Genomic DNA, 13542 nt, shown 5'->3' on the forward strand with positions numbered 1-13542 from the left:
GTTTCATCCGTAAACCCGCAGGTCAGAGCCGTGCAGTCCTCACTGCTCCAGGAAGTGAGTGACGCATGACTGAGTCCAGGCGGACTGCCGTGATCGGTGCCGGTGTGATGGGGGAGACCCTGCTCTCGGGCCTGATCCGCTCCGGTCGTGCGGTCGAGCAGCTGGTCGTCGTCGAGAAGCGGGCCGAGCGCGCCGCCGAGCTCAGCGAGAAGTACGGCGTCTCGGTCGTCGCCGAGGTCTCGGCGGCTGCGGAGGCGGACACGGTGCTGCTGGTCGTCAAGCCGCAGGACATGGCCGACGTGCTCGCCGAGATCGGTCCCGCATTGCGCCCGGGCCAGCTGCTCATCTCGCTCGCGGCCGGCATCACCACCGGCTTCATCGAGTCGAAGGTGCCCGAGGGCATCGCTGTCGTCCGGGTCATGCCGAACACGCCGGCACTGATCGACGAGGGGATGGCGGCGATCTCGCCGGGCACCCACTGCGACGAGGGCCACCTCGTCGAGGCCGAGGAGCTGATGGGCTCGGTCGGCAAGGTCCTGCGCGTGCCCGAGAAGCAGCAGGACGCGGTCACCGCGATCAGCGGCTCCGGTCCGGCGTACCTCTTCTTCGTCGTCGAGGCAATGATCGAGGCCGGCGTCCACCTCGGCCTGCCCCGCACCACTGCCCACGAGCTGGCCGTGCAGACCCTGGTCGGCTCGGCGCTGATGTTGCGCGAGACGGGCGAACACCCCGCCGTCCTGCGCGAACAGGTCACCTCGCCCGGTGGTACGACGGCGGCGGCCCTGCGCGAGCTCGAGGTGCACGGCGTGCGGGCGGCCTTCCTGGCCGCCCTGGAAGCTGCCCGGAACCGTTCGCGGGAGCTCGGTTCCTAGCTCGACGAGCCTGCGTCAGGCCACTTCGGCCAGGCTGCGCACGGTGCGCACTCCCGCTCCTGGCTGGGGGCCGTCGTAGCGGCCGTGGCGGTCGAGCAGGCGCGCCTGCAGGCCGGCCCGCTGGGCGCCGACGACGTCGTGGCGCAGTGAGTCGCCCACCATCAGTGTCGCGGCGGGCGAGACGCCCAGTCGGTCGCACGCCGTGAGATAGGCACGCGGGTCCGGCTTGGCGGCCGGGAGCGCCGAGGAGGCGAACACGGGGACGTCGTCGCGGAGCAGGCCGGTACGGCGCAGCTTGTTGGTCTGGATCGTCTCGTCGCCGTTGGTGAGGATGCCGACGGGGAGGCCGGCCCGACGGGCGCGGTCAATCACGGCCGCTGCGTCGTCGAAGGCGCGCCAGGCAGCCTGGTAGCAGCCCAGGAAGCCCGCGAAGACGTCGTCGGCCAGCGCGTCGTCGGCCAGGTCCCAGCCGGGCAGGAACGCACGGATCCGTACCCGTCGCTGCTCGGTGTAGGTCAGCTCGCGGCGCTGGGCCCGCTCGTAGTGGCGCGCCTCGAGCACGAACCACCGCTCCACGTGGTCTTCGAGCTCGGCCGGTGACTGCGCCAGGCCCATCCCCGTGAGCCACGCGCGCAGGCCGCGATCGGCCGCGCCGCGGTGGTCCACGAGCGTGTCGTCCAGGTCGAGGAGCAGTGCCTGGATCGTCATGTCGTCAGTCTTTCAAAGCCCACCGACATCACCGCGCAGCGGGCCGCACCCGAACCACACAGCTGTCGTTTAACCGGCCTGGTCAAGACGACACGCCGCCGCCTCAAAAGTTTCACTGGTGAATCTCTTCCCCATGCGTCACATCTGGCCCTATTGTCACGCTCAGGCGTCCGCAGAGTTCACTGCTGGGGAAGGCAGTGACGGGCGCGCAGAAAGCGGTGGTTGTCATGGCTCCTTCGTCGCGCGAGCGCGCCGAGTCCCTTCCGGACCCGAAATTCCTCACCATCGCCGAGGTCGCCTCGGTCATGCGAGTGTCCAAGATGACCGTCTATCGACTGGTCCACAACGGCGAGCTGCCCGCGGTGCGGGTCGGGCGGTCGTTCCGGGTCACCGAGGACAACGTCAACGAGTACCTCCGAAAGAGTTTCTACGACGCCGGCTGATCCTGGCTGTCTCCTCATTCACGGTCCGGGCACGCGCCCGGGCCGTGCGTGTTCTTCATCCCATCTCCCACGCAGATTCACCGGGGTCACCCGGTCACCGATAGGCTGACCGGGTGCTCCGGGGACTACCTGGAGCGTCGAACGTTCCGCTGGGCAGTGACGCCCGGCGATCTGGAGAGGTTCCACGTGGGTTCTGTCATCAAGAAGCGCCGTAAGCGGATGGCGAAGAAGAAGCACCGCAAGCTGCTGAAGAAGACGCGCGTGCAGCGTCGCAAGCTCGGCAAGTAGTTCTTCTGCAGTTGGTGGTCAAGCCGCGCGCGCTCTGCGCGCCGGCCTGAACCAAGGAGTCGGGTATGAGCACCGGTCGCACGGTCCTGGTCACGGGAGTTTCGCGTGACCTCGGACGCACGTTCGCACGCACCCTCGCCACCGACCCCGGAGTCGACCGCGTCATTGGCGTCGACGTGATCCCGCCCCGCGGTGATCTCGGCGACGTCACTTTCGTGCGCGCCGACATCCGCAACCCGGTGATCGCCAAGGTGATCGCCAAGGAGGACGTCGACACCGTCGTCCACATGAGCGTCATCGCCACGCCCGGCTCGGCCGGGGCCCGCGGCACGATGAAGGAGCTCAACGTCATGGGGACGATGCAGCTCCTCGCGGCGTGCCAGAAGGCCGAGCAGGTGCGCCAGCTCGTCGTGAAGTCCTCGACCATCGCGTACGGCGCCAGCAGCCGCGACCCCGCGATGTTCACCGAGGACATGGAGCCGCGGCGTCCCCCGCGGACCGGCTACGCCAAGGACGTCAACGAGGTCGAGCGCTACGTCCGTGGCTTCGCTCGTCGCCGTCCCGACGTCCAGGTGACCCTGCTGCGGTGCGCGAACGTGCTCGGGCCGCGCGTGGTGAGCCCGCTGGCCTCCTACCTGCGGATGCCGGTCATCCCGACAGTGCTGGGATTCGACCCGCGCCTGCAGTTCCTGCACGAGAGCGACCTCAACCGCGCACTGCGCCACGCGGTCCTGTCCGACCAGGGCGGCACGTTCAACGTTGCCGGAGACGGACTGGTCATGCTGTCCCAGGCGCTGCGCCGGATGGGACGCACCAGCGTCCCGCTGCCCGGCATTGCCTTCGGCGGCCTCGGCTCGGTCCTCAAATCGGCCCGCGTGGCTGACCTCTCGCCCGAGCTGATCGCGTTCCTGACCTACGGCCGCGGCGTCGACACGACCCGGATGCGCACCGAGCTCGGGTTCGAGCCGCAGTACTCGACGGCCGAGGCGCTGGCCGAATTCATTGCCACCCTGCCACCCGCCGGCGGACGCGCAGACCGCGTCCTCGGCGCCCTGGCCGATCACCTGCCCCCGGTCGACGAGGACCGTCCCGCCCAGCTCACGCTTGCCGGAGACCACCATGGCCGACGCTGACATCATCCCGATCGGAACCCGCGGCCAGCCCGGCCGCGGCACCGGTACCCGTCCTTCCTCCGCTGCCCGGGGCCTCGCGCCCAAGGGCGGTACGACGAAGAAGACTCCGCCCGCGAAGCCCGCGCCCGCGAACAAGCCGGTCGCCGAGGCCGACACTTCGTCGTCCGACGACGTCCTCGCCCCCACGCGGCCCGATGACCAGCCGGTCATCGCGACCTCGTCCCTGCTCGACGACGCGGCCGACGTACCCACCGGTCTGACGGCGGCGCGCACCGACGAGCGTTCGACCAACCCGCTGGCTGGGATCCCGATCGGCGACTGGCTCGCTGCCTTCCAGCACGCCAGCCGCGAGATGTTCGGGGACCAGTGGGAGCCCCACTTGGCCCGGTTCCTGGCCTTCCTGCGTCGCCGGCTCACCGGCGACTACACCGTCGACGAGTACGGCTTCGACGAAGAGGTCACCACCCGGTTCTTCATGGCCGCGTTGCGTCCGATCGCCGACAAGTGGTTCCGGATCGAGGTCCGCGGCGCGGAGAACATCCCCGCCACCGGCGGCGCCCTGGTCGTCTCCAACCACTCGGGCACGATCCCGATGGACGGTCTGATGACCATCGTCTCGATCCACGACCAGACCGGGCGCCACCTGCGGCCGCTCGGTGCTGACCTCGTGTTCCGCCTGCCGGTGGTCGGCGCCCTCGCCCGCAAGGGTGGCGCCACGCTGGCCTGCACCGAGGACGCCGAGAGGATGCTCCGCGGCGGCGAGCTCGTCGGGGTGTGGCCCGAAGGCTTCAAGGGCATCGGCAAGCCGTTCTCGGACCGCTACAAGCTGCAGCGCTTCGGCCGCGGTGGCTTCGTGTCCGCAGCCCTGCGCACCGGTGTCCCGATCGTGCCGCTCTCGGTCGTCGGCGCCGAGGAGATCTACCCGCTCGTCGGCAACATCCCCTCGCTGGCGCGCCTGATCGGGGTGCCCTACATCCCGATCACGCCGTTCTTCCCGTTGCTCGGCCCGCTCGGCCTGGTTCCACTGCCCTCGAAGTGGCTGCTGGAGTTCGGCGAGCCGATCCGCACCGACGAGTACGACGCCGGCGCGGCCGAGGACCCGATGCTGGTCTTCAACGTGACCGACCAGGTGCGCGAGACGATCCAGCAGACGCTCTACAGCCTGCTCATGCAGCGCCAGTCCGTCTTCAAGTAGTTTCGCCGAGCGCGTCTCCGGCGCAGATCCGGGGCAGCAAGCTGCCCGTCGACGCCTCCCGCCGCGCTGCCGGCGGCGCAGTTGCCTCGAGTGCAGCCCGAGTTGGCATGGCGGCAAGCCAGCTGTGCCGGTCACCGAGCGCGTCTCAACGCGGCCGGTCGGCTACGAACAACAGTTGCCGGTGAGGCAACTACTTCAGCAAGCCACCCAGAAGACCGCCGAGGCCGTCGACCAGCGTGCCGGTCAGCGTCTCGTCGCCCGTGGACGGGGTCGAGCCGTCGCCGTTGAGCCCGTCCGTGACACCGTCGGTGACCTTGTCGATCACTTCGCCGACACCCTCGGTGACCTTGGTGGGCACCTCGGTGGGGTCGACGGGCGATGCGGGGCCGGTCGGCGTCTCGGTCGGAAGCACCGGAGCCTTGCTCGGCTTGTCGTTCGGCTTGACCGTCGTCCCCGGTGAGGTGACCGAGGCGGTGTCAGGGATGGTGCCGCTGAGCACGTTGCTGAGGGACTGCAGTGCGAAGCCGGGGACCTCGGTGAGGTCGCCGTCGGCACAGGTCGCACAGGCTTCCCAGGCAGCCACGTCGACCTGGCGGACGGTCTGCGTGGCAGTGATCAGGATCGAGCGGCTCTCGGCCGGGACGACCGGTCCGAGGGCGCTCAGGACGTCCATGCTGTCGGCGGCGAAGGCCCGCAGGTCAGCGATCCGATCGCCCTGGCCCGTCGTGGCGTAGTCGTCGAGGGTGGCCTCGGAGGCCTGCTCGGTCTGGTCGGTGAAGTCCTGCAGCGTCGAGGAGATCACGTCCGGGTCGGCGTCGCGGGCGGTCAGCTCGCGAACCTCGTCGAGGCGGGCCTCGGCGTGGGCCAGCAGCGTCTCGGCCCGGGAGGCCTCGTCGGGCTGCAGGTTGCTCTGGGCGTTCTCGATCGCACGCTTGACCGGGTAGAGCACGTCACCGGGGAGGGCGCTCTGCGAGGCCATGGCCATCGAACCGGTGGCCGACACCACGGCGAAGCCGCCGACGACGGCCGCGAGACGGCGCTCACGGGAGCCGCGGCGCTGCCGCGGGGTGAGTCGGGCAGCGAGGGCCTCGTCGACGCGAGCGGGCTCGCGCTCGGCAGCGGCGATCAGCTGGGTGCGCAGGGACGCGACGAAGTCGGGTCGGGCGGTGACGGGCTCCACGGAGCGCAGCGCAGCCACCACGTCGAGCAGCTCGCGATGTCCCTCGACGTCACCGGTCTTGCCGGTCACCAGGGCATCGAACTCCTCGGCGCGTCGCGACCAGGCGTTCGGGCGCATCACCATGTCCATCCTCGCTCGAGCAGGGTCCATCGGACCCGTCCATCCGTACACCTGGTGAACGAGGGAGCAACGACAGAAGTTACGCGGGCGGAGCTGGGGGAGAGCGGGGCGAGGGCGTTCATCGCAGGCCCTCCGGCATCAGCTTGGCGAGGTTGCGGACGCCGCGCAGCTGCAGCTGCTTGATCGCGCCGTCGCTGCGACCCAGGGCGGTGGCGGTCTCCGCGATGCTCATGCCCTGCAGGAAGCGCATGATCAGGCAGTCGCGCTGTTCGTTGGGCAGCTTGGTGAGGGACTGGAGCAGGATCTCGTTGGTGAGCCCGGCGAGAACGGCGTTCTCGGGTCCCTCGGTCGAGTCGTCGTGCTGGCCCATGTCCTCGGTGGTCATCTCGAGGCGGGTGCGGCCGGCCTTGAAGTGGTCGGTCGCGAGGTTGCGGGCGATGGTCATCAGCCAGGCGCCGAAGTCCTTGCCCTGCCACCGGAACGACGACATGTTGCGCAGGGCCCGGAAGAAGGTCTCCGAGCAGAGGTCCTCGGCGACCACGACCGAGCGGGTGCGGTAGTAGAGGAACCGGTAGACCGAGGGCTGGTAGTGGTCGTAGAGCATGCCGAAGGCCTCGGAGTCGCCGCCGCGGGCGAGCTCGACGAGGCCGATCAGCCGTTCGCGCGCCTCGGGGGAGTCCTCCGACGACGTGGCGAGGGTGGCGTCGCCGTACCCGGCCGGACCGGAGGTGCGGTCGAAGTCGTCGTTCGGGAGCTCGGCGTGGGCTTCGCTGAGCAGCCAGGGGTTGTCCCGACGCGTGTGTGAAGCGGTCGAGGAACCGCCGGTTCCGGCGACAGCGAGAGCGGGTTCGAGGGTCAGCGCAGCGAGCACAGCGGCGCGAAGGGCGTCGAGCCCACGCGCGGTGCCACTACGTTCCCAGGTCATCCCCGGTCCCCTCCCTTTACCCCCACGTCGCATCCTACGGTGAAACCGATCTCAGTGTTACCCAAAACCTGCAACAGTTGAGACGTCCGATCGGACGAATCCTGCTGGTCACCACGAGCGGTCCGGGCGCCGGATCGTGGCTCGGTCAGGAGAGGAAGCGACGTGCCTGGCGTCGTACGACGGTGCCGGCGATCGCCGCGCCGGTCGCGGCCGACCCGGCGATGAGTCCGGCACGGGCCGCCTTGCGCCCGGTCCGGTAGTCACGGATGCGCCAGCCCTCGGCGCGGGCGTGGGCCCGGAGCTTGGCGTCGGGGTTGATCGCGCACGGGTCGCCGACGAGGCTCAACATGGGAAGGTCGTTGTAGGAGTCGCTGTAGGCGGAGCAGGCCGACAGGTCCAGGCCCTCGCGGTCCGCGATCGCCTGGACGGCGACTGCCTTCGCGGGGCCGTGCAGCATGTCGCCGACGAGCCTGCCGGTGTACACGCCGTCGACGTGCTCGGCGACCGTGCCGAGCGCACCGGTGAGTCCGAGGCGTCGCGCGATCATGCTCGCGATCTCGATCGGCGCGGCCGTCACCAGCCAGACGCGCTGGCCCTGGTCGAGGTGGATCTGGGCGAGCGCGCGGGTGCCGGGCCAGATCCGGTGGGCCATCCCCTCGTCGAAGATCTCCTCACTGACCTCCTCCAGCTCCGCGACGGTGTGGCCGGCAATGAACGCCAGGGCCGAGTTGCGGGCCTCGGCGACGTGCTCGGGGTCCTCGTTGCCGGTGATCCGGAAGTACGCCTGCTTCCAGGCCGCGCCCACGATGTCGCGGGTCGTGAAGAACTTGCGGCGGTGCAGGCCGCGCGCCAGGTGGAAGATGCTGGCGCCCTGCATGACCGTGTTGTCGACGTCGAAGAACGCCGCTGCCTTCGTGTCCGACGGGAGGGCCAGGGCGTTCTCGACCTCCGCTGCGGCAGCGGCGGCTTCGCCCGCGAGCGTCGAACGCTGCTGCAGGTTCAGCCGGCGCGGACGTTCAGCGGGCGGAGTCATGCCCCAACCTTAGGGATTCATCGTTACGAACGACCACCGGTCGTAGGATCGCCCCCATGTCGTTTTCCGAGGCCGCCGCTGCGCCGGACGTCGCCGCGCTGGTGACCGCGGCCGCGGAGGACCTGCCGGACCGGCTCGCGCTCGTCGAGGCCGGGGGCCGCGGACTGACGTGGCGCGAGCTGGACGACGAGGTCGGACGGGTCGCGACCGGACTCGGTGCTGCGGGCGTCCTGGCCGGCCACCGGGTGATGATCGCGATGGGCAACCGTCTCGAGTTCGTCGCCACCTATCTCGGCATCCTGCGCGCACAGGCCGTCGCGGTCCCGGTGAACCCGGGCTCCACGGCCGAGGAGCTCGCGCGAATGATCGCCGACGCCGGAGCACGGCTGGTGGTCGCCGACGGCACCGCTCTCGACGCAGTCAGGGCGGCCGTTGCGCGGCTGGAGGGCACCCGCGTGCCCCAGGTCGTTGCCGTCGGCGCGGCGGCTGGCGGCGGCGAGACCCTCTACGACGCGCTCCGCGCTGAACCGGGTCGACCGATCCCGCCGCTCCAGGACCCCGAGAAGCTGGCGGTGCTGCTCTTCACCAGTGGTACGTCGGGAGTCCCGCGCGCCGCGATGCTGACCCATCGGGCACTGCTCGCGAACGTCGCGCAGGTCGCCGGTGTCGAGCCGCCGATGATCCACACCGACGACGTCGTGCTCGGCGTGCTCCCGCTCTTCCACGTCTACGGCCTCGGCGCGGTGCTCGGCGGCGTGATCCGGCACCGGGCCAAGCTGGTCCTTGCGGAACGCTTCGACCCCGAGGGCACCCTCGACCTGATCGAGGACGAGGCCTGCAGCGTGATCCCGGTGGCACCGCCCGTCTTCGCGGCCTGGCGCGACATCGACGCCCTCGCGGAGCGCCTCGGTCCGGTCCGGATGATCCTGTCCGGCTCGGCCCCCCTGGCGGCGGAGGTGGTCGAGGAGTTCACCGCGCTGGCCGGCGTACCGGTCCACCAGGGCTACGGCCTGACCGAAGCCTCGCCGGTGGTGACCAGCACCTTGTTGTCCGTCGCGTCCAAGCCGGGTTCGGTCGGTACGGCACTCGACGGGATCGACGTGCGCCTGGTCGACGAGGACGGTCGCCCGCTCGCCGGCACCGAGGCTGACGACCCGGGCGAGATCCAGATCCGCGGCGCGAACCTGTTCAGCGGCTACTGGCCCGACGGTTCCGAGGGGCCCGGGGACGACGGCTGGTGGTCCACCGGCGACGTCGGTTTCCTCGACGGTGACGGCGACCTGTACCTCGTGGACCGGGTCAAGGAGCTGGTGATCGTGTCCGGCTTCAACGTCTACCCGAGCGAGGTCGAGGCGGTGATCAACGAGGTCCCCGGCGTCCGCCAGGCAGCCGTCGTCGGCACCCCCGACGAGCGCACCGGCGAGGCCGTGATCGCGTACGTCGTCGCGAGCGACCCGGCGCTCGGTGCCGATGCCCTGGTGGCGGCGGTCCACGCGTCGTGTGCCGAGCGGCTGGCGCCGTACAAGCGACCGGAGCGGGTGGAGGTCGTGGAGGCGCTGCCCCGCACGATCACCGGCAAGATCCGCAAGGGCGTGCTCCGCGGCGAGCATCGCCGCCTCGCGATGGGCCTCCTCGAACCGTGAGCGCTGCCCGGATCACGCTCTACGGCCGCCCCGGCTGTCACCTCTGCGACGACGCGCGGACGGTCATCGAGGCGGTCTGTGCCGAGACGGGGGAGTCCTACGAGGAGGTCTCGATCGACGACGACCCCGCTCTGGGCGACCGGTTCGCCGACGAGATCCCGGTGACGTTCGTGGACGGCAAGCAGCACGACTTCTGGCGGGTCGACCCCGAGCGGTTGCGACGCGCTCTGCGCGGCTGACTATTCTCGGGGCCACCATGCCCCCACTCGTCTCGCCGCTGCGCCGTCGGGTCGGTGTCGCGGTCGGTGTCGTCGCCGTCCTCGTCCTGCTGCTCCTGAGCCACGGCTTCGGCCGCGCCGTGCCCACCAACAACTACCGGCCGCTGCTCACCACCGACGCGATCGAGAGCGGCTGCTACCCGCTGCCCGGTGACGCCCGGCTGGACGGCCTCGCCTACCAGGTGCGCTGGGACGAGGACGTCGAGACGCCCGAGGGGAAGCGTCGGCACCTCTACGGCCAGTACGACCTGGTCGACCGGGACGAAGCGGAGGGCCTGCTCATCCAGGCGTTCATGAACGTCGGCTTCCGCGAGGTGCGGTCGAGTTCGGAGTTGCCCATCGGCGTCGTCAGCGGCGAACGCCTGCTGGTCAAGGGTGATGTCGCGGTCGGCATCACTGTCACCGAGCTGGTCGACACCACCGCCGACGACCTCGTCCGGGGCGACTTCGTCCTCGACCTGCCGGTCGTGGCGAAGGCCAAGGACGACCCGGTCTGTGACTTCCCCTCCTCCACCAAGCGCTGGCCCGACGCCGGCTACAAGCGGAGGACTCCGATCAAGTGACGCGCTTCCTGCTGACCCGACCGGCCTGGCTGCCACGCCCCGAGATCCTCCTCGGCTGGCTCGTGGTCGCCCACGTCGTCCTCAAGCTGCTGATCTTCCCGCTGGTGATGCACGCCGCGCCCGTCGGTGACGAGTCGGCGTACCTCAACGGCGGCCGCGCGCTGTCCAACCTGCTGCGCGACTCCTTCGCCTTCACCTCCCCGGACTCGGCCGAGCTCGAGCGCAACGTGGTCGCGTCGGGGTGGTTCATGCCCGGCATGCCGGTCGTGATCGCGCCGATCTACCTGCTGTTCCCGGACGCGCCGCTGTGGCTGGTGCGCGCCTACCTCGGCCTGTTCACGCTGGTGCTCTTCCTGATCGTGGTGCGCTCGGTGGCGCGTCGGCTCAGCCCCGGCTGGGCGTGCGTCCTGGTCGTCGTACCCGGCCTGATCCCCAGCTACGTCGTCTTCTCGTACGGCGCCTGGGGCGACCTGTGCGCCGGGCTGGTCCTGGTGCTGCTGATCGTCCACCTCGTGGAGATGTACCGCGGGCTCCGTCAGGGCGAGGCGCCGACCCTCAAGGAAGGGCTGGTGCTCGGCCTGCTCGCGACCGCCGAGCTCTACCTGCGATCGAGCACGTCGTTGCTGCTCGCCGCCCTCGGGGTGGCGACCCTGGCCACCGCGATCGTGATGCTGCGCGGCCGGGTGCGGTTGCGGGCCGTCGGCTCGGCGGTGCTGGCCGGCGTGGTCTTCGTGCTGCTCCTCGCGCCGTGGTCCTACTTCGCGTCGGACGCGCTCGGTGGCCGGGTGGTGACGACCACGACGGTCCCGACCGTCATGGCCAACACCTTCGGCAACCGCAGCGACGTCTGCTTCGGTCACTGCGACCCCGACAGCACCCAGTGGTTCCGTCCGCTCCGCTACGCCCGCGAGGTGGGGAGGGCGACCGACACCAGCGAGGTGGAGGTCCTCAAGCAGATGTCGGGCTACGCCCTGCGGGACCTGACCCCGTCGCACTACCTCGACCAGGTCGTGCACAACCTCGGTGCCTACTCGCTGCAACCGAACAACTTCACCGGGTATCTCGAGCCCGAGGAGGGCAGGGGCACCTTCGGCAACGCCGGCGCGCAGGTGGCCAACGCCGTCACCTGGGCCCTCTACGTGCCACTGGTCCTGCTCGGCGCCGTCTCGTTGCTGTTCCATGCCCGGCGCAGCCTCGAGGCCCGGCTGCTCGACGTACTGACCAAGCTCGCCCTCGGCGCGCTGCTGGTGCAGCCCTTCGTGCACATCGCCGGCGGTCGCTACTGGACGACGGCCGGCCCGATCCTGGCCATCGCCGCGTTCTCGTTCCTCCGCGAGCGCCAGCTGGCGCTGGAGGGGGCCGTGCCGCCGCCCGAGGGCGTCGTCACCGCGATGGACGGCACGGCGGTGACCTGGCTCGGTCGGGTGCAGGTGTTGCTGAGCGTGCTGACGGGGATCGTGGCCGTCGTCCTTCTCGGCGCCGTGATCCTGTGACTGGCCCTGATCTAGAGTTCGGCCCCATGGAAGGCACACGCGGCGACTCGGACGCCCTCGCGACGCAGGACGGTCCGCGTCGGATCGCCTACGTCCTCCCCGTCTACAACGAGGAGGAGGGCATCGCGGTCTTCCACGCGGCCCTCGTCGAGGCGACGGCGGAGCGGCCCGACCTGACCTTCGAGTTCGTGTACGTCGACGACGGCAGCCGTGACGCGTCGCTGGAACGCCTGGTCGAGCTGCGCGCCCAGGACCCACGGGTCACCGTCGTCCAGTTCTCCCGCAACTTCGGCCACCAGCTCGCCGTGACCGCGGGGCTGGACCTCGTCGCCGAGGCGCAGTCCGCCGACGCCGTGATCGTGATGGACACCGACCTGCAGGACCCGCCGCGGGTCAGCGTCGAGATGATCGAGCGCTGGGAGGACGGCGTCGACGTCGTCTACGCGCAGCGCCGCACCCGCAAGGACACGCCCTTCAAGCGGTTCACCGCGTTCGGCTTCTACTGGGTGCTCGACCGGCTCGCGTCGATCGAGATCCCCCGCAACGTCGGTGACTTCCGGTTGATGGACGCCCGCGTCGTCGCCGAGATCTCCCGCTACCGCGAGCACGACCGGTTCCTGCGCGGCATCGTGGCGCACGTCGGGTTCCGCCAGGAGGCGCACCTGTTCGACCGGGACGAGCGCTTCGCGGGCGAGACGGGCTACCCGTTCCGCAAGATGCTCAACTTCGCCGCGAGCGGCATCCTCGGCTTCTCGACCACGCCGCTGAAGCTGATCTCCCGCTTCGGCTTCGCCATCTCCGCCTTCAGCGTCCTGCTCGGTCTCTACGTGCTGGCCGTCCGCATCTTCCAGCCCGACGAGTCCGTCCCCGGCTGGGCGTTCCTCGGCGTCGGCATGTTCATGCTCAGCGGCATCCAGCTGGTGATGATGGGTGTGATCGGCAGCTACCTCGGACGCATCTACGTCGAGGCGCAGGACCGGCCGCTCTACACCGTGGCGATGGTGGCGCGGGATGCGTCCTCGGCGCGACCTGCGGCCTCGGTGGGTGGCGGACCCCGCCGGCACCGCGACATGGACGCCGGGGTCGAGTCCTGAGCCCGGATCCGCCGGGTCACCGGGCGACAGCGCTCCGGTTCGGCGCGGTCGGACTCTGCAACACCGCGATCGACGCGGTGCTGTTCGTGCTGCTGCACGACCAGCTCGGCATCACGGTCGCCAACCTCATCTCGAGCAGCGCCGGCATGGTCTTCAGCTTCGTGGTCAACGGGTTGTTCACCTTCAAGTCCGACAAGCTCACGCTGCGCCACGCGGCGCTCTTCGTCGGCACGACCGGTGTGGTCATGTGGGTCGCGCAGCCGCTGCTGATCCACGGGTGGCTGTGGGTGCTCGAGCAGGGGCCCGACATCACCCTGGCCGGCATGGCCGCTGCCGACGTACGGATCTGGGGAGCGAAGCTCGCCTCCATCGCGTGCTGCCTGGTGCTGAACTTCGCGGCGTACCGGTTCGTGGTCTGGCCTGTGGAGCACCCAGGGGAACCGGCGCCCAAGCTCGTCGAGTAGCTGCGAGGTACGAGCGGCGTATCGAGACGCCGAAACCCCTCCGCGCACCTCGTGCAGGGGGTCGCACCAATTTTGTTCTCACGTTCACAAACTCCTACAGTGATCGAGCC

The 13542-nt window shown here is 70.1% G+C and carries 15 protein-coding genes; 11 read left to right on the forward strand and 4 right to left on the reverse strand.

Annotated elements, in window-relative coordinates; all coding sequences use genetic code 11:
* Positions 1–65 precede the first annotated feature (65 nt).
* A complete protein-coding gene (proC, locus tag ASD84_RS22525) occupies positions 66–872 on the forward strand; it encodes a pyrroline-5-carboxylate reductase (RefSeq protein ID WP_056715936.1) in 807 nt (268 codons plus the stop codon).
* Between the two features lie 15 nt (positions 873–887).
* Here the strand turns inward: proC and ASD84_RS22530 are convergent, their stop codons facing one another.
* Positions 888–1580 (reverse strand): HAD family hydrolase, encoded by a 693-nt coding sequence (locus tag ASD84_RS22530; RefSeq protein WP_056715938.1) that lies wholly within the window; start codon positions 1578–1580, stop codon positions 888–890.
* A 227-nt stretch (positions 1581–1807) separates the two neighbouring features.
* Here ASD84_RS22530 and ASD84_RS22535 point away from each other — a divergent pair, with 227 nt between their 5' ends.
* From ASD84_RS22535 to ASD84_RS22545, 4 genes are all read left to right on the forward strand, one after another.
* Complete coding sequence (locus tag ASD84_RS22535; RefSeq protein WP_056715939.1) at positions 1808–2023, forward strand: helix-turn-helix domain-containing protein; 216 nt, start codon at positions 1808–1810, stop codon at positions 2021–2023.
* 186 nt (positions 2024–2209) lie between these two features.
* Positions 2210–2311, forward strand: coding sequence for a 30S ribosomal protein bS22 (locus tag ASD84_RS24915; RefSeq protein WP_008356322.1), 102 nt, complete (start codon positions 2210–2212; stop codon positions 2309–2311).
* Between the two features lie 65 nt (positions 2312–2376).
* Positions 2377–3444: an NAD-dependent epimerase/dehydratase family protein gene (locus tag ASD84_RS22540; protein WP_056715946.1), complete on the forward strand. Its 1068-nt coding sequence runs from the start codon at positions 2377–2379 to the stop codon at positions 3442–3444.
* Positions 3431–4639 carry a lysophospholipid acyltransferase family protein gene (locus ASD84_RS22545; protein ID WP_056715949.1) on the forward strand — a complete coding sequence of 403 codons (1209 nt, stop codon included), beginning with the start codon at positions 3431–3433 and terminating at the stop codon, positions 4637–4639. Before ASD84_RS22540 ends, ASD84_RS22545 begins: the two co-directional genes overlap by 14 nt.
* Before the next feature lie 190 nt (positions 4640–4829).
* On the opposite strand, the gene ASD84_RS22550 is transcribed toward ASD84_RS22545, so the two are convergent.
* The 3 genes from ASD84_RS22550 to ASD84_RS22560 all read right to left on the reverse strand — a co-directional run bounded on the left by ASD84_RS22550 (position 4830) and on the right by ASD84_RS22560 (position 7897).
* Entirely contained in the window at positions 4830–5942 is a 1113-nt protein-coding gene (locus tag ASD84_RS22550) for a DUF5667 domain-containing protein (protein WP_156392187.1), read from the reverse strand.
* A 115-nt stretch (positions 5943–6057) separates the two neighbouring features.
* Positions 6058–6864, reverse strand: a complete 807-nt coding sequence (locus tag ASD84_RS22555) for a sigma-70 family RNA polymerase sigma factor (protein ID WP_056715955.1) — start codon at positions 6862–6864, stop codon at positions 6058–6060.
* A gap of 145 nt (positions 6865–7009) precedes the next feature.
* On the reverse strand, positions 7010–7897 hold the full coding sequence (locus ASD84_RS22560) for an HAD family hydrolase (RefSeq protein WP_056715958.1): 888 nt from the start codon (positions 7895–7897) through the stop codon (positions 7010–7012).
* A gap of 56 nt (positions 7898–7953) precedes the next feature.
* On the opposite strand from ASD84_RS22560, the gene ASD84_RS22565 reads away from it, so the two are divergent.
* Genes ASD84_RS22565 through ASD84_RS22590 form a run of 6 tightly spaced genes read left to right on the forward strand, consistent with a single transcriptional unit; the run spans position 7954 to position 13432 of the window.
* Positions 7954–9540 carry a class I adenylate-forming enzyme family protein gene (locus ASD84_RS22565; RefSeq protein ID WP_056715961.1) on the forward strand — a complete coding sequence of 529 codons (1587 nt, stop codon included), beginning with the start codon at positions 7954–7956 and terminating at the stop codon, positions 9538–9540.
* Positions 9537–9779, forward strand: coding sequence for a glutaredoxin family protein (locus tag ASD84_RS22570; protein WP_056715963.1), 243 nt, complete (start codon positions 9537–9539; stop codon positions 9777–9779). The genes ASD84_RS22565 and ASD84_RS22570 overlap by 4 nt, the downstream gene beginning before the upstream one ends.
* A gap of 17 nt (positions 9780–9796) precedes the next feature.
* On the forward strand, positions 9797–10381 hold the full coding sequence (locus ASD84_RS22575; RefSeq protein WP_056715971.1) for a hypothetical protein: 585 nt from the start codon (positions 9797–9799) through the stop codon (positions 10379–10381).
* A complete protein-coding gene (locus ASD84_RS22580) occupies positions 10378–11874 on the forward strand; it encodes a hypothetical protein (protein ID WP_056715973.1) in 1497 nt (498 codons plus the stop codon). Before ASD84_RS22575 ends, ASD84_RS22580 begins: the two co-directional genes overlap by 4 nt.
* Before the next feature lie 26 nt (positions 11875–11900).
* On the forward strand, positions 11901–12968 hold the full coding sequence (locus ASD84_RS22585) for a glycosyltransferase family 2 protein (protein ID WP_056715976.1): 1068 nt from the start codon (positions 11901–11903) through the stop codon (positions 12966–12968).
* Complete coding sequence (locus ASD84_RS22590; RefSeq protein WP_082573989.1) at positions 12965–13432, forward strand: GtrA family protein; 468 nt, start codon at positions 12965–12967, stop codon at positions 13430–13432. Before ASD84_RS22585 ends, ASD84_RS22590 begins: the two co-directional genes overlap by 4 nt.
* The last annotated feature ends 110 nt before the right edge of the window (positions 13433–13542 follow it).

Origin of the sequence: Nocardioides sp. Root682, from assembly GCF_001427795.1 — a bacterium.
In the GTDB taxonomy this organism is placed as follows: Bacteria; Actinomycetota; Actinomycetes; order Propionibacteriales; family Nocardioidaceae; genus Nocardioides.